The organism is Veillonella parvula (assembly GCF_036456085.1).
Lineage (GTDB): Bacteria > Bacillota > Negativicutes > Veillonellales > Veillonellaceae > Veillonella > Veillonella parvula_E.
The window spans coordinates 211,213-223,789 of the sequence record NZ_CP138632.1; the positions used below are offsets into that span (position 1 = coordinate 211,213).

Annotated in this window: 25 protein-coding genes; all 25 read left to right on the plus strand. The window is 39.6% G+C overall.

Annotated elements, in window-relative coordinates:
* Positions 1-120 precede the first annotated feature (120 nt).
* The 25 genes from PK1910_RS00955 (at position 121) to terL (ending at position 12,569) form a co-directional block, all read left to right on the plus strand.
* Positions 121-1,050, plus strand: coding sequence for a YqaJ viral recombinase family nuclease (locus tag PK1910_RS00955; RefSeq protein ID WP_331299098.1), 930 nt, complete (start codon positions 121-123; stop codon positions 1,048-1,050).
* Entirely contained in the window at positions 1,047-1,208 is a 162-nt protein-coding gene (locus PK1910_RS00960) for a hypothetical protein (protein ID WP_331299100.1), read from the plus strand. Before PK1910_RS00955 ends, PK1910_RS00960 begins: the two co-directional genes overlap by 4 nt.
* Positions 1,208-1,453, plus strand: a complete 246-nt coding sequence (locus PK1910_RS00965) for a hypothetical protein (protein ID WP_331299102.1) — start codon at positions 1,208-1,210, stop codon at positions 1,451-1,453. Before PK1910_RS00960 ends, PK1910_RS00965 begins: the two co-directional genes overlap by 1 nt.
* A 2-nt stretch (positions 1,454-1,455) precedes the next feature.
* Positions 1,456-2,316: a recombinase RecT gene (locus tag PK1910_RS00970; protein WP_331299104.1), complete on the plus strand. Its 861-nt coding sequence runs from the start codon at positions 1,456-1,458 to the stop codon at positions 2,314-2,316.
* The gene (locus PK1910_RS00975) at positions 2,309-2,542 is read left to right on the plus strand and encodes a hypothetical protein (RefSeq protein WP_331299106.1); all 234 of its coding nucleotides are present in this window, start codon (positions 2,309-2,311) and stop codon (positions 2,540-2,542) included. Before PK1910_RS00970 ends, PK1910_RS00975 begins: the two co-directional genes overlap by 8 nt.
* A gap of 12 nt (positions 2,543-2,554) precedes the next feature.
* Complete coding sequence (locus PK1910_RS00980) at positions 2,555-3,379, plus strand: Lin1244/Lin1753 domain-containing protein (protein WP_331299107.1); 825 nt, start codon at positions 2,555-2,557, stop codon at positions 3,377-3,379.
* Complete coding sequence (locus PK1910_RS00985; protein WP_331299108.1) at positions 3,354-4,031, plus strand: ATP-binding protein; 678 nt, start codon at positions 3,354-3,356, stop codon at positions 4,029-4,031. The genes PK1910_RS00980 and PK1910_RS00985 overlap by 26 nt, the downstream gene beginning before the upstream one ends.
* A gap of 61 nt (positions 4,032-4,092) precedes the next feature.
* A complete protein-coding gene (locus tag PK1910_RS00990; protein ID WP_331299110.1) occupies positions 4,093-4,299 on the plus strand; it encodes a hypothetical protein in 207 nt (68 codons plus the stop codon).
* A 128-nt stretch (positions 4,300-4,427) separates the two neighbouring features.
* On the plus strand, positions 4,428-4,967 hold the full coding sequence (locus tag PK1910_RS00995) for a RusA family crossover junction endodeoxyribonuclease (RefSeq protein ID WP_331299111.1): 540 nt from the start codon (positions 4,428-4,430) through the stop codon (positions 4,965-4,967).
* Positions 4,964-5,188, plus strand: coding sequence for a hypothetical protein (locus tag PK1910_RS01000; protein WP_331299113.1), 225 nt, complete (start codon positions 4,964-4,966; stop codon positions 5,186-5,188). The genes PK1910_RS00995 and PK1910_RS01000 overlap by 4 nt, the downstream gene beginning before the upstream one ends.
* 10 nt (positions 5,189-5,198) lie before the next feature.
* Positions 5,199-5,420: a hypothetical protein gene (locus tag PK1910_RS01005; protein ID WP_331299114.1), complete on the plus strand. Its 222-nt coding sequence runs from the start codon at positions 5,199-5,201 to the stop codon at positions 5,418-5,420.
* Positions 5,421-5,445: 25 nt separating this feature from the next.
* On the plus strand, positions 5,446-5,916 hold the full coding sequence (locus tag PK1910_RS01010; protein WP_331299115.1) for an MmcB family DNA repair protein: 471 nt from the start codon (positions 5,446-5,448) through the stop codon (positions 5,914-5,916).
* The gene (locus tag PK1910_RS01015) at positions 5,901-6,257 is read left to right on the plus strand and encodes a DUF4406 domain-containing protein (protein WP_331299116.1); all 357 of its coding nucleotides are present in this window, start codon (positions 5,901-5,903) and stop codon (positions 6,255-6,257) included. The genes PK1910_RS01010 and PK1910_RS01015 overlap by 16 nt, the downstream gene beginning before the upstream one ends.
* Complete coding sequence (locus tag PK1910_RS01020) at positions 6,257-6,676, plus strand: hypothetical protein (protein ID WP_331299117.1); 420 nt, start codon at positions 6,257-6,259, stop codon at positions 6,674-6,676. The genes PK1910_RS01015 and PK1910_RS01020 overlap by 1 nt, the downstream gene beginning before the upstream one ends.
* Positions 6,677-6,896: 220 nt before the next feature.
* Positions 6,897-7,163: a hypothetical protein gene (locus PK1910_RS01025; protein ID WP_331299120.1), complete on the plus strand. Its 267-nt coding sequence runs from the start codon at positions 6,897-6,899 to the stop codon at positions 7,161-7,163.
* Positions 7,160-7,501, plus strand: a complete 342-nt coding sequence (locus PK1910_RS01030) for a DNA methyltransferase family protein (RefSeq protein ID WP_331299122.1) — start codon at positions 7,160-7,162, stop codon at positions 7,499-7,501. Before PK1910_RS01025 ends, PK1910_RS01030 begins: the two co-directional genes overlap by 4 nt.
* Positions 7,502-7,670: 169 nt before the next feature.
* Positions 7,671-7,874 (plus strand): hypothetical protein, encoded by a 204-nt coding sequence (locus tag PK1910_RS01035; RefSeq protein ID WP_331299124.1) that lies wholly within the window; start codon positions 7,671-7,673, stop codon positions 7,872-7,874.
* Positions 7,875-7,880: 6 nt separating this feature from the next.
* Entirely contained in the window at positions 7,881-8,183 is a 303-nt protein-coding gene (locus tag PK1910_RS01040; RefSeq protein WP_331299126.1) for a hypothetical protein, read from the plus strand.
* A gap of 1 nt (position 8,184) precedes the next feature.
* Entirely contained in the window at positions 8,185-8,487 is a 303-nt protein-coding gene (locus tag PK1910_RS01045; RefSeq protein WP_331299127.1) for a hypothetical protein, read from the plus strand.
* A gap of 4 nt (positions 8,488-8,491) precedes the next feature.
* Complete coding sequence (locus PK1910_RS01050) at positions 8,492-8,758, plus strand: hypothetical protein (protein WP_331299129.1); 267 nt, start codon at positions 8,492-8,494, stop codon at positions 8,756-8,758.
* 34 nt (positions 8,759-8,792) lie between these two features.
* Complete coding sequence (locus PK1910_RS01055; protein WP_331299131.1) at positions 8,793-9,224, plus strand: hypothetical protein; 432 nt, start codon at positions 8,793-8,795, stop codon at positions 9,222-9,224.
* The gene (locus PK1910_RS01060) at positions 9,214-9,627 is read left to right on the plus strand and encodes a hypothetical protein (RefSeq protein WP_331299133.1); all 414 of its coding nucleotides are present in this window, start codon (positions 9,214-9,216) and stop codon (positions 9,625-9,627) included. The genes PK1910_RS01055 and PK1910_RS01060 overlap by 11 nt, the downstream gene beginning before the upstream one ends.
* Positions 9,628-9,839: 212 nt before the next feature.
* Positions 9,840-10,385: a helix-turn-helix domain-containing protein gene (locus PK1910_RS01065; protein WP_331299135.1), complete on the plus strand. Its 546-nt coding sequence runs from the start codon at positions 9,840-9,842 to the stop codon at positions 10,383-10,385.
* Positions 10,386-10,572: 187 nt separating this feature from the next.
* Positions 10,573-11,091, plus strand: a complete 519-nt coding sequence (locus PK1910_RS01070) for a helix-turn-helix domain-containing protein (protein ID WP_331299136.1) — start codon at positions 10,573-10,575, stop codon at positions 11,089-11,091.
* Positions 11,092-11,441: 350 nt separating this feature from the next.
* Entirely contained in the window at positions 11,442-12,569 is a 1,128-nt protein-coding gene (gene terL / locus PK1910_RS01075) for a phage terminase large subunit (protein ID WP_331299138.1), read from the plus strand.
* The last annotated feature ends 8 nt before the right edge of the window (positions 12,570-12,577 follow it).

Below are 12,577 nucleotides of genomic sequence, written 5' to 3' on the forward strand. Positions count from 1 at the left end.
AGTATAAAAAAAGAGCCATTCACCAAAGGCGAACGGCCCTATATTCCAATCAATTAAGAAAGGAACATCACACAACATTATTATATCTTATTTACTAACAAAAAGAAAGGACATCACACAATGTACAAGAAAATCTTTGACTCCAAGAACGCTACTCGAGAAGAGTGGCTAAAAATCAGAAAGTTAGGCCTTGGTGGCTCTGATATGAGCGCCGTGCTAGGCGTCAATCAATGGCGCAGCCCTCTTGATGTGTGGCTCGACAAAACAAGCGACACAGTAGAGGAGAAAGAGAGCGAGCCAATGTATTGGGGTACTATCCTCGAGGATATTGTAGCCCAAGAGTTCGCAAAGCGTACTGGCTACAAGGTACGCAACAATAATTTCACATTGCAATCAGTAGAGTACCCTTATCTCTTGGCTAATATTGATAGGGAAATCGTCGGCCTTGACGCAGGGCTCGAATGCAAAACAGCGAACGCATTCAAGGCTGATGAGTGGCAAGGTGATAGTGTGCCAGATGCCTATTATGTGCAATGCCAGCACTACATGGCGGTAACTGGCAAGGCGAGCTGGTGGATAGCTTGCCTAGTAGGTGGAAATACGTTCTACTACAAAGAAATTAAGCGGAATGACGAAGTCATTCAAGCGATTATTGATACTGGGGCGGAATTCTGGCGGTTAGTGGAAACTAAAACCATGCCAGCGCCAGACAACAGCAAAGCTTGCAGCGAGGCTCTGAAAAAACTATATCAACACAGCAATGGCAAAGCTATAGAGCTGCCTGCTGAATATGGTAACGCTGTTATTGATTATCTGAAAATTAAAGACCAGCTCGCAGAGCTAGAAAGCAAAAAAAGAGGCATTGAAAACCTCTTAAAAGACGCTCTAGGCGAAAACGAGAAAGGCTCTTGCGGCGAGCATTATGTGAGCTGGAAATCGAGCAAGCCTCGAGAGACTTTTGATAGTAAGAAATTTAAGAGCGATCACCCAGAAATGTATACAAATTACATCAAGCAGGGTGAGCCTAGTCGTAGATTTGAGGTGAAATGATGAAAACACATGATTTACGAAAGCTGCTCGAGGCGGTTCCTTACGATTTTGATATACATATTGAAACACCTGTAAATATCGCTAAATATACGGCAGAGGCTAAGGCTGTATACATCGATTTTGAAAATAAATTATTTGTAATAGGGGATAAAAAATAATGGAAAACACAGAAAGCAAAGCAATCGAAACAGTAGAGCAAAAACCGAAAAGAAAACATTTACTTGCTGAAATTGCTCAATTAAAAGAGCTTAACAAAAAATTAGAAAACGATCTCAAATATGAGGGTTATGCAGTTAATAGATACAAAGATGAAATCAATAGTTTAAAAGCTGAAATCGTATCTCTAAAAGCATATATCGCTGGTGTAAAAGGCGACGCATTCCCAGAAAGTGAGGATAAATAATAATGGCAACCACAACAGGTATCGAGTTAAAGAAAAACAATATCACAGCCGCAAAAGAGGCTAAAACATTAAAAGGCATGCTTGAAAGCCAAGCATACAAGAAAAAATTCGAGGAAATGCTAGGCAAGAAAGCAGCTGGCTTTATGAGCAGCATTATTGCAGTTACAAATAATAATAATTACTTGATGAAAGCAGATCCTGCCACAGTCATTGGGGCAGCGGCACAGGCGGCTATGTTGGATCTGCCAATCAATCAGTCTCTTGGGTTTGCCTATATCGTACCTTATAAAGGTGCTGCACAGTTCCAGCTTGGTTATAAAGGCTATATCCAACTTGCTCAACGCAGCGGCCAATATGTTGATATTGGGGCTAAAACAGTATATGAGGGCGAGCTCGAATACGAGAACCGCTTGCTTGATAAATTCCGATTTGGCGAACGGACAGGCGATAAAGTCATTGGCTATTTAGCGTATTTTCGCCTAACTAATGGCTTTGAGAAAATGCTGTTTATGACACTTGATGAAATGCAAGCGCATGCCAAGAAATATAGTCAAAATTATAAGGGTGGTACTGATAAATGGGGCCTCGCTGACTTCAATGTCATGGCCGAAAAAACGGTACTCAAACGCCTGCTTTCCAAGTTCGGCCCTTTGAGCATTGAAAGCGTTCAAATGAGCCAAGCATTAAGTAATGACGGCGGCGTAATTAGCATGAACAAAAACGGTGATTTTGATGTCGATTTCAGCGGTGAAACCATTGACGCCGAATATGACGAGCCAACGGCAGAGCAAAGCGGCGACACTTACAACGTGGCAGGCGAGATTATTGACGCTAACACAGGCGAGGTAGTAGGCCATGAATGATAAAATGCTCGCTCAATTCGGCTCTGACTGGGTGAAAGTGAGGGATCATATCGCAGCATTAAAGCTGGCCGATATTCCTTATACACCTACCTTTATGGTACGAGTTGAAAAGGAAACAGGCGTACAGGCTAACACTATAAAAAGTGTTTTAGATTACGGCCTACAAATTGGGCTGTATCGTAAGACGAATGATAGAGATATTATTACATTCGCACCTATTAGATAAGGAGTTTAAATAATGGCAAGACCTAAAGCGAAAGGGGTTGAGTATTTCCCTCTTGATGTAGGGTTTTTGAGTGATTTAAAAATAAGAAAAATTATGCTTTCGTGTGGGGCCAGCTCTATTGCTGTGCTGATATACATATTCGCAGCGATCTATAGAGATGAGGGCTATTTCATGAATGTTAAAGATGATGATATAGCACTCATCGCTCTTGATACAAACCTCGATACAGACTATGTAAAAAATGTTATAAATCGAGCGTGTGAGGTTGGTCTATTCTCATTTAGAATTTACGACAATTTTCGAGTCCTAACATCTGAGGGGATACAAAATAGATACCTTAAAATCACAGAGCGCAGAAAATCGGTAAAAATTAATGCTGACATTAACCTAGTTAATGTTGACATGATGTATACAGAAACTAGGGTTAATGTTGCAGAAACTATAGTTAATGTTGCAGAAACCCCAGTTAATGTATACAAAAGTACACAAAGTAAAGTAAAGGAAAGTAAAGTAAAGGAAAGTAAAGGAAAGGAAAGTAAAGAGAAAAACACAGTAATTCAAAACGATGTATTCTCAACTTGGTTAAATACTTTCGGAGACATCTCTTCTTTTATAAAAGAAACTTTAGAAACCCTTACCGAGGAATATGGCCCAGAGCAAGTAATAGAGGCTATCGAGATCACACACGATAGAGGGAAAACCTCAATTAAATACGTTGAGGGAGTGTTGAAAAATAAAAGGTTAGGAAATGAAAAAAATAGACGTAACGGCAGCAATCGAAAAGATGAGGCAGTCGATTGGCAAGCCGAGTATGAAAGGGTGCACGGTAAAGGCTGATTATGAATTTTTTAAGCCTGTCTATGATAAGCCTATGGTTATTCAAAAGGATAAAAGCCAGACCTATGGAGTGTCTGGCATTCCTAAACGCTACTACGATATGAGCTTTGAGTGGTTAAAGAAAAACGGAACATTCCCAAAGGAAAACGCCGAGGCCTATCGTATAGTGAATGACTACAGGCAGCACCTAGAGGAAAACCTAAACACAGGCAAGGGCCTCATACTAAGGGGCCCAGCAGGTACAGGGAAAACCTCTCTCGGTGTGTGCCTTTTAAAAGAGGCGCTAGAGATTGGCAAGGGCTGCTTAATGATCTCAATGCCAAATCTCTTAGACAATATGCTCACCTTATCCAAAGGCGATAGCGTGGCATTCATGAGCTACGAGCAAAAGCTGCGGAATATACCGCTCTTACTGCTCGATGATTTTGGGGCGGAGTATTCAAAATCTGAATGGGTGGCAGCCAAAGTAGAAAGCATAATCATAGACCGCTATAACCGAATGCGGCCGATTATCTTAACCACTAACTATAGCGATAGCTGGACAAAAGATAATTACAGTCAGCGTATCTATGATCGCTTGCGTGGCGAATACAAGGAGGCTGTTTTTATGGGCGGCTCTCACAGGAGGAAATATGAAAAAGATAAAAATTAAAGTGCTTGATAATGGAGCATTAAAAATTAAACATAGTAAAGATTTTCAAGATGTAAAATAGGTGGCTAATGTACTTATGGCTGCTGGTACTGTAACGATCATGAACTCTAATTTATGCAACCAAGAAAAAGCCGAGTTCATGGCAGCTATCAAGCTCGGCTTTGACACCTGTTTTTATTTGTTGAATAAAGAACCAGACGCAAGCCTTGACGCTGTAAGAAAGATGATTGATAAATTGCTCGAAGAAACAAAAACGGAAATTGATTAAAACGCTCTATAAGGCGAGTTTATAATTCTCGCCATATGAATTATCGAGCGAATAGCTACAGAGGGCAAAATAACGAAATTTACCGCATAGAATTAGAAAATAATTTAAAAGATATAGAGGGGTAAAAGTTGGAAATTGTAATATTGGGCCAACCAAGAACGAAAAAAAACAGCAGCAGAATAGCACTCATTAACAATAAACGTGTACTCTTACCGTCAAAAGCGTTTAAAGAATATGAGAAAGTTGCTCTCATGCAGCTGGCTCGAGTGCAGGCTGTTCGTGGGCCAGTATCGGTGCTGTGCCGCTATTATTTACAAAATCGAGCGCATTGGCCAGATTTGGTGGGCCTATTACAAGCAACTAGCGACATACTGCAAGCAGCTGGCGTGATTGATGATGATAAATACATCGTCAATTATGACGGCTCAATGATTGCAGGTATTGACAAAGACAGACCGAGGGCCGAGATCACTATTCAGCCAATTAATGATAATACTGTCTTAGTCGATGAGTACGAAAGGCGAAAGGCTAGAGAGTGCGACACCACTCAAAAGCCTAAACGCTGTAAGGTTGCCACGACAGGGGCTAAGGCAAAACCAAAAGCCCCTGTCTCAATATCGTATAAGGAATACAGAAAACTCATGATGAAAGGACATCACACACCATGAATGAGAACGAAAAAGAGTACAGGTTGCAGCTGATAGGTACTGTCGGCCTTGATATTTGGCTCAATGCTAATAGCGAGGCTCATGCCGAGAAATTAAAAGAGCAAGTACTGAAAACTATCAATGATCAAATCACGATTGACTTCGGCAATGTAGACGGCACGCTCGATGTATACGTTGATTGCATCGAGCTTGAAATTGATAAATTGGTAATTCAAGACTAGAGAGGTACTTATGAACAGAACCATAAAAGCTGAATATGACGGAAAGCACTTCACGCTCACAGCAGAGGAGTGTAACACGGTAGAGTTATTATCTTTTGTGTGCGATGTAGCGGAGCAAGCCTTATATATTATTGCTGGCAACGATACAGAGTTATTCGATGAGGCAAAAGCTGCTGTAATAAATGAGATCAAAGGGATAAATGAGGTGAGTCATGAGCGACTCGTTCAATAAGCATTAAAAGTTAAGAGGTTAGAATATGGACGAAAGCGATATTCAATATGTACTTGGCAAGCATTTGTTTTTAAGAAAAATATGCATTCCTAATGTGAGCATGTACTGCCCTGAAAAATCAGAATATGAGGCTGATTTTATATATTTTGATTTAAAAACAAAATACATCACAGAAGTTGAAATTAAAACATCTGTTCAAGATTTTAAGCGTGATTTTAAAAAGAAACGCTATCACGACTGCGGAAATGTTAAGTATCTATATTATGCAATGCCAAGAGGTATATATGACGATTATTACGATGTAATTGATGAACTATTAGGCGACGCAGGCTTAATCTTGATTGATGAGATTGATGTTGCAGATTTTAGAGGGAATATATACGAATTTGGTGGCTTTGTGAAACGTGCTAAAGCTAGAAAAGACGCATACCCTCTAAGTTCTAGTGGGCTAATGCATTATTTAAGAATAGGGTGTATGAAATGGGTAAACAGATGACGAAAAAGAGACTCGTATATGTTGCTCACCCTTACGGAGGTAAGGAAAGCAACAAGTTAAAAATCGACAAAATCATGAATGAGTTAGTTATGAATGATAGCGAGCATAATTATGTTTCGCCAATTCACAACTATGGGGTTATGTACTTAACTGGCGACGAGTACCAGCGAGGGCTTGATATTTGCTTAGGCTTATTAAGTCATTGCGATGTGTTAGTGCTTTGCGATGAGTGGGAAACAAGCCGAGGGTGCAGAGGTGAGCTTGATCATGCTTTAAAAAGGGGAATGCCAGTATTTACAATAAATGAATGGAAAGAACAACTAAAAGGGAGTGAACAATAATGTTAGTTAAAGACGAAACAAAATATTGCTGGTGCGAAGACGAATACGCTGGCGAACCACAAGATAGTATTGAAGCCGCTGTTTATGACTATATGGATTGTAATGGGTATGACGGATATAGCAGCTTAGAACGAAGTCAATTATTAGATAATGGAGTTGAAATCGGACACCCTGCTTATTTCGTGCCAGATGTAGACGGCGAACATGTAATTGAACATGTAATCAACTATATGCCAGATGAAATCTATGATCACTCAGAGGACTATTTGAGTAATGTTAAAGATGAGCATATTCAAGAGTTAAGCGATGAATTAACCAAAGTATTTAGAAATTGGGAAAAACGCCACGGATACGAAAATACCATGCACGTGGTGGAAGAAACAGAAACATATGAAATAAAAGATTATGTTAATGGGTGATTATATATGCTTAAATCACCGTGCAAAGGCTGTGAATACAGAATTGTAGGTTGTCATGCAAAATGCGAGCCTTATACAAAGTATTCAAACGGCTTAATCAATCAGAGAAAGGCTCGAGATAAGAGCGGCGATATATTGGGATATGTTAAGGATACCACCAATAGAGTACGCCGACGTATCGGAAAGCCTAAATATTATGGGCAGTGAGGAAAGGGGAATTATGGAACTTGTATACGCTGGTAACTGGTTCGCATTAGGTGCTTGTATATATGGGCGTAAAAGCCCAGATGAGGCGTTAAAAGTGCTAGGCTTACAGATTATTCGAACCAGAAAGAAAAACCGCTATAACGTGGATATAAACACTTTAATTGATATGAGGCGTGAGGGCTTAACAATAAGACAAATCGCAGCGGCGTGTGATATGTCATTCGCCGTAGTTAGAAAACGCCTTTTAAATGCAGGGGTTAAATTGGAAAGGTTGAAATGAAAGAGGCTCTTATAAGTGGCTTGAAATCTGATGAATGGTACACACCGCTCGAAACAGTAAAAACTATGCTCGAGGTATTTCCACCGCCTAAAGGTGCGAGGGTGCTGCTACCGTTCGACACAGAGAAAAGCAATTTTACAAAAGTAATTACTCAAGACTATGATCCATTCGCTATATATGGCATTACTGATTTTTTAACAAATCAATACGAGTTTGATTATCTAATAACGAACCCACCATATAGCAATAAAGATAAGATTATAGCTCGGTGTATTGAAACAGGCAAGCCATGTGTACTGGTATTACCCATAGATACACTGGGGGGTACAACGGCATAAATTATTTAGTCAGACGCATATAAGCGTGTATGTACCTACTAAACGAGTAAAATTTATTAGCGAAACAGGCGAGCATACAAAATCGCCTGCACATCATAGTATTTTCATGATGATCAATTCACAGAAAACGGACATAAGATTTGAATATCAAATGAAATGAGGTAAACATATGAAAGCATTCTTATACACAATATCCATAGCACTTATTCTGGTAATGAAAGTCGAGATTATTGCGCTTGCTATTGCAGCAGTGCTTTGGTTAGTTGGACTATTCGGCGTAGCTGGCGGCGATGTATTGAGAATACTCGGTATATTGCTTGGTACATTCGCCGTATCATTGGTGGCGTATGTGAGCGCTGAACTTAGAAAGTAGGCGAGTATGAATAGATTTGAAAGTATCGAAAATTTAGAGCGGTTAAGAATGGCTTTAACCGTGGTTATTGGTAACGATATAATCATTCCTAGTGTTGAGCAAAGAGAGGCAGTTTTTGCTTATGGCTTTGTATATGGGTATATCTGGCGTTATAAAAATTGTGGCGTAAAGGTCGATTTAAGCAGCGTAGTCAGAGCTGAAATTTTAGAACATAACGAACTAGATAGCTATATCGAGGCTACAAGATCATATGTAAAAGGCGAGTTATACCGATTAATGGGTAGAGAGGTGAAAAATAATGCTATGTAGCATGGAAGAATTAGCGAAACATGGCTTTGATGAGTTCGAGATACATCAATACTCAAAAGGTGCTAGTTTAATCTTGAAGTGCTTTGACTGGATCACAAATAAAGAGCTTGATAAGGCTTTGAATTATGCTCGAAAAATTGCTAAAGATAAGCCTTATAGAGTGTTCATCAAAGTTAAAGACAGCTTAGGTTATAAGGTACTAGAGGTTATGGACATAATCGACCTTAGATTATTAGATAGCAAAATACAGCTTACTGACAATAGCTACACAATGGGTAAGCGGCTAATGGTAGTAATGAGGTGAATGTATGCTAACAAGTAAAGAAATAGGGAAAATTGTAGGATTTATAGAGGGCATAAAAAGAAATTATTTTATTACAACGACTGGCGAAATTGTAATCGAAATCGAAAAGAATAAAAGCGCTTATTTGTTTGTTGTAATGGATAAGAAACATCGCATATTGCTCTCTATAAAAGATAAGGGAAATCAAAATAGCACGATAGAAATTCGTGAATTCTATAAAAGTCAAAGTGAGTGCGATTATGTAGAAAATGCTTTACGATCGCTGCTATGATTTTGATGAGTTTATAAAGGTAAGGAGTATTAACATGAACGATAAAGAGGGCCGTAAGTGGCTGTTACAGAAACTGTATGATAGAGGGTTTAAATACATTTTTCACTATAGTGCAATGGGCGGATATTTAGCTACAAAGCAGCCGCCAAAATTTAAGGGGGATAGAATATATGTCAGTGGAGATTTTGAGAGAATAGACTTGTTAAGCGATTTACTCCCAGATTTCAACGAGCCAAATTATCTGGATATTGGCAAGTATTTGGGTATTGTAGACTGGAGTGAGGTGTCGGTGAATACTCCTATCATAATCAATCATAAAAGCAAAACATTAAAAAGATATTTTGCAAAATATGACGGGGGAAAGGTTTATTATTTTGGTTTTGGTGCGACTAGCTGGAGTGCAGCAGGGACGCATTGTACCGAGTCAAATAATGTAAAATTAGCAGGTGTCTACAATGAAAAATAATACATACATCATCACACTTGAAAGCGGCTGCTATGAATGGACTCGAGAAAACGAAATACACGGCTTAAAAGAGGCAAAAGAGGCAGGTATTAAAGAGGCTCAAAGGTGTGGAAAGGACATATTTTATCTGGTTCGCTGTTCGCAATGGTGGCCTTATACCGCAGGCGCTGCTTACATGATAATCAGCAACATAAAAAACGATATAAGCGACGAGATACATGATACTAATACACTTTCAAACTTATCGGATAGTGAATTTAAAGAATTTGAAATTGGCTTAGAAAAACTGGTTCGACAATGGCTTATCAGAAATAAGCGTATACCTAACGGCGTACATTTTGAGGAAGAAATTATTTACAAGGTTAAAGACGGAAAGGCGGTTAAAATTGGAAAATCAGAATAACAATGATCGCCTACATTTTAAAGGCTATATAGATTATGGACGAATGCAAAAATTAGAAAAAGCTCGATTAATGGCACATGCAGCTGTTGAGGAAAAATTCAATAGGCGTATAAACCTTATATTCATAACCTCTATTGTGTTTAGTGTTCTGGTGGCAATCGGAATGATACTATTATTGGCTACTGGTTTTCGCTATATATGGGGGTGATTAAATGGAATGTAAGGGGCGCACTTTTACTGAGTTAGAGGTTGAGGCTATCGTTAAGATTGCAGCAGAAACAGCAGCACAAACAGCCTTAACCGAATTTAATCGGCGTAATGAGGATATGCTGGCAAAGAAAAACGAAAGAGCCTATAAGAATACTACAACGCTACTCGAGGGCTACACGGCTATGAAAGCGCATTGTCAGAGCGCTATTGCAAGGGCCGAGGAAACGCTCACGCCTAGCGATTTACAAACAGTATTGTATGAGGTTTTTAACCGTAGAGGCTTATTGCAGATTGAAACCATTCTCGCTAGTAAGCGACGTACCGAGTTAATTATAGAGCATATAGACAAAATGCTCGAGATATACCGCACAACTTGCATTAACAATAATAAGCACTATTGCGAGTGCGTGATTGATAGATATATCAACGATTTAACAATCGCAGAAATCGCAGAAAAACATAATACAGTTGAGCGAAATGTGTATAGGTGGCTCGACAAAGGAATTGATGATTTGAGCATATATTTATTTGGCGCATATGCTCTATAAAATGTCAAAAAGCTGTCATATTCAGTACTAAATATCTGTGATACTATGTTAGTGGTGAATGGTGCTTATACGTTTCATTCTATCCTCCTTTCTTTCAACTATAGACATACGCAAAAATACCTCGGCAGAGATTAGGGTACTCTGCTCGAGGTATTTTTGTATTTAAGCATATAAAAGAGGTGAGATCGTGGCGACAAAGAAAACACAATCAAAGAAAAAGAGCAATGCAGGCAGAAAAGGATTATATAAAGAGTGGCTAGAGGCTGATAACCTTATTCGCTTAGAGGGCTGGGCTCGCAACGGCCTCACAGATGAGATGATAGCGCATAATATTGGCATTACTACTACGACATTTTATGATTGGAAAAAGAAATATCCTCAATTTGCTGAGGCCGTAAAAAGAGGCAAGGAAGTAGTAGACATTATGGTTGAAAATGCCTTGCTTAAAAGTGCTATGGGGTATTCTTATGATGAAGTTACACAAATTGGAATAGAAAATGGAGAAACAGGAGAAAAAATATTAGTGCCTGTTAAGGTTGTTACTAAACATGTGCAGCCAAACTCTACATCTCTAATATTCTGGCTTAAAAACAGAAAGCCAGAGGCGTGGAGAGATACAAAGAATATTGACGCAGCCGTCGAGGTTAGAAACCCATTTGAAGGTATTGATACGGCTGATATTAAAAAGCTCATAGGTGATGAATAGGCTCAATCTGTATATGGTCGTGTAAAGGGGGTGAGGGCGTGCAGGTTCGAGATAATAAAGATAAGATCATACAGTTAGCTAAAAGGGAACTCGCAAGACGTGAGTTCTTTTATTATTGTCAGCTAAAGACAGGCGGCTTTTACAAAAAGAGCCGTAAATATTTAGTTAGGCTTTGCAATGAGCTACAGAAATTCATTGAAAATGATACGTATAACGTGCTTATTATGAACCTGCCCCCATAACCTCGGCATGGCAAGAGTTTAACGGCGCAGCATTTTACACAATGGCTATTTGGTAATAACCCAGCGGCCAAAGTAATGACAGGCTCTTATAACGAAACACTCTCTAAAATGTTTAGTAAATCAGTTAGAAATGCGGTTCAAGAGAATAAGGCCGATGAGGATATTATTGTATTCTCTGACGTATTCCCCAATATAAGAGTGGCCGTAGGCGACGCACAGGCGCACCTATGGAGCTTAGAGGGCTATACTAATTCATATCTTGCAACATCGCCAACTGGTACAGCTACAGGCTTTGGCTGTTCGCTCATGATCATTGACGATATTATCAAGAATAGCGAAGAGGCCTATAATGCGAGCGTTAAAGAGAAACATTGGGAGTGGTTTACAAACACCATGCTTTCACGCTTGGAAGAGGGCGGCAAGATTATCATAATCATGACACGCTGGGCGAGTGATGATTTAGCAGGGCGAGCAATTGAGCATTTTAAAGATGATCCATTATTTAAAGCTAAAGTTATTACCATGAAAGCCTTACAAGACGACGGCTCAATGCTTTGCGAAGAGGTGCTCTCTAAAGCCTCTTACACATCAAAAGTGAGGGCTATGGGCGAGGATATTGCCAGCGCCAACTATCAACAAATACCGATTGACTTAAAAGGCTGTCTTTACAGTCAAATACTCACATATGACACGTTACCAAGAGATGATAAGGGTAACGTGTTATTTTCATGTATTAAAAACTATACCGATACCGCCGATACTGGCAGCGACTACTTGGCAAGTATTGTATACGGCGTATATGAGGGTGAGGCGTATATCCTTGATGTAGTGTATACAAAAGACGCTATGGAAACCACAGAGCCAGAGGTGGCGGACATGCTGCATAGAAACGGCGTAAATGTGGCCGATATAGAAAGCAATAACGGCGGCCGAGGGTTTGGCCGTAATGTTCAAAGTATACTCAAACAGAAATATAACTCTAATAAGTGTGTGATCAATATGTTTCATCAAAGCGGCAATAAGATAGCTCGTATTCAGTCTAATGCTACATGGGTTATGAACCACGTATATATGCCTAAAAATTGGCGTGATAGGTGGCCGCAGTTCGCTGCCGACATTACCAAATATCAGCGAGAGGGCAAGAATGCGCATGACGACGCACCAGACGCACTCACAGGAATTGCAGAGAAAATCAATGCGCCGCAGGTTCGCAGCGGTAGAATTAATATCAATTAGAAAGGGGC

What these genes read in the sequence shown, in the direction of transcription:
- PK1910_RS01040 (WP_331299126.1), top strand. Translation starts at nt 7,881, where the DNA reads ATGAATAGATTTGAAAGTATCGAAAATTTAGAGCGGTTAAGAATGGCT.
- PK1910_RS01065 (WP_331299135.1), top strand. Translation starts at nt 9,840, where the DNA reads ATGGAATGTAAGGGGCGCACTTTTACTGAGTTAGAGGTTGAGGCTATC.
- PK1910_RS01015 (WP_331299116.1), top strand. Translation starts at nt 5,901, where the DNA reads ATGGGTAAACAGATGACGAAAAAGAGACTCGTATATGTTGCTCACCCT.
- PK1910_RS00955 (WP_331299098.1), top strand. Translation starts at nt 121, where the DNA reads ATGTACAAGAAAATCTTTGACTCCAAGAACGCTACTCGAGAAGAGTGG.
- PK1910_RS01055 (WP_331299131.1), top strand. Translation starts at nt 8,793, where the DNA reads ATGAACGATAAAGAGGGCCGTAAGTGGCTGTTACAGAAACTGTATGAT.
- PK1910_RS01025 (WP_331299120.1), top strand. Translation starts at nt 6,897, where the DNA reads ATGGAACTTGTATACGCTGGTAACTGGTTCGCATTAGGTGCTTGTATA.
- PK1910_RS00970 (WP_331299104.1), top strand. Translation starts at nt 1,456, where the DNA reads ATGGCAACCACAACAGGTATCGAGTTAAAGAAAAACAATATCACAGCC.
- terL (WP_331299138.1), top strand. Translation starts at nt 11,442, where the DNA reads ATGTTTAGTAAATCAGTTAGAAATGCGGTTCAAGAGAATAAGGCCGAT.
- PK1910_RS00965 (WP_331299102.1), top strand. Translation starts at nt 1,208, where the DNA reads ATGGAAAACACAGAAAGCAAAGCAATCGAAACAGTAGAGCAAAAACCG.
- PK1910_RS00980 (WP_331299107.1), top strand. Translation starts at nt 2,555, where the DNA reads ATGGCAAGACCTAAAGCGAAAGGGGTTGAGTATTTCCCTCTTGATGTA.
- PK1910_RS01050 (WP_331299129.1), top strand. Translation starts at nt 8,492, where the DNA reads ATGCTAACAAGTAAAGAAATAGGGAAAATTGTAGGATTTATAGAGGGC.
- PK1910_RS00985 (WP_331299108.1), top strand. Translation starts at nt 3,354, where the DNA reads ATGAAAGGGTGCACGGTAAAGGCTGATTATGAATTTTTTAAGCCTGTC.
- PK1910_RS00975 (WP_331299106.1), top strand. Translation starts at nt 2,309, where the DNA reads ATGAATGATAAAATGCTCGCTCAATTCGGCTCTGACTGGGTGAAAGTG.
- PK1910_RS01030 (WP_331299122.1), top strand. Translation starts at nt 7,160, where the DNA reads ATGAAAGAGGCTCTTATAAGTGGCTTGAAATCTGATGAATGGTACACA.
- PK1910_RS01000 (WP_331299113.1), top strand. Translation starts at nt 4,964, where the DNA reads ATGAATGAGAACGAAAAAGAGTACAGGTTGCAGCTGATAGGTACTGTC.
- PK1910_RS01060 (WP_331299133.1), top strand. Translation starts at nt 9,214, where the DNA reads ATGAAAAATAATACATACATCATCACACTTGAAAGCGGCTGCTATGAA.
- PK1910_RS01045 (WP_331299127.1), top strand. Translation starts at nt 8,185, where the DNA reads ATGGAAGAATTAGCGAAACATGGCTTTGATGAGTTCGAGATACATCAA.
- PK1910_RS00960 (WP_331299100.1), top strand. Translation starts at nt 1,047, where the DNA reads ATGATGAAAACACATGATTTACGAAAGCTGCTCGAGGCGGTTCCTTAC.
- PK1910_RS01010 (WP_331299115.1), top strand. Translation starts at nt 5,446, where the DNA reads ATGGACGAAAGCGATATTCAATATGTACTTGGCAAGCATTTGTTTTTA.
- PK1910_RS01035 (WP_331299124.1), top strand. Translation starts at nt 7,671, where the DNA reads ATGAAAGCATTCTTATACACAATATCCATAGCACTTATTCTGGTAATG.
- PK1910_RS01020 (WP_331299117.1), top strand. Translation starts at nt 6,257, where the DNA reads ATGTTAGTTAAAGACGAAACAAAATATTGCTGGTGCGAAGACGAATAC.
- PK1910_RS01005 (WP_331299114.1), top strand. Translation starts at nt 5,199, where the DNA reads ATGAACAGAACCATAAAAGCTGAATATGACGGAAAGCACTTCACGCTC.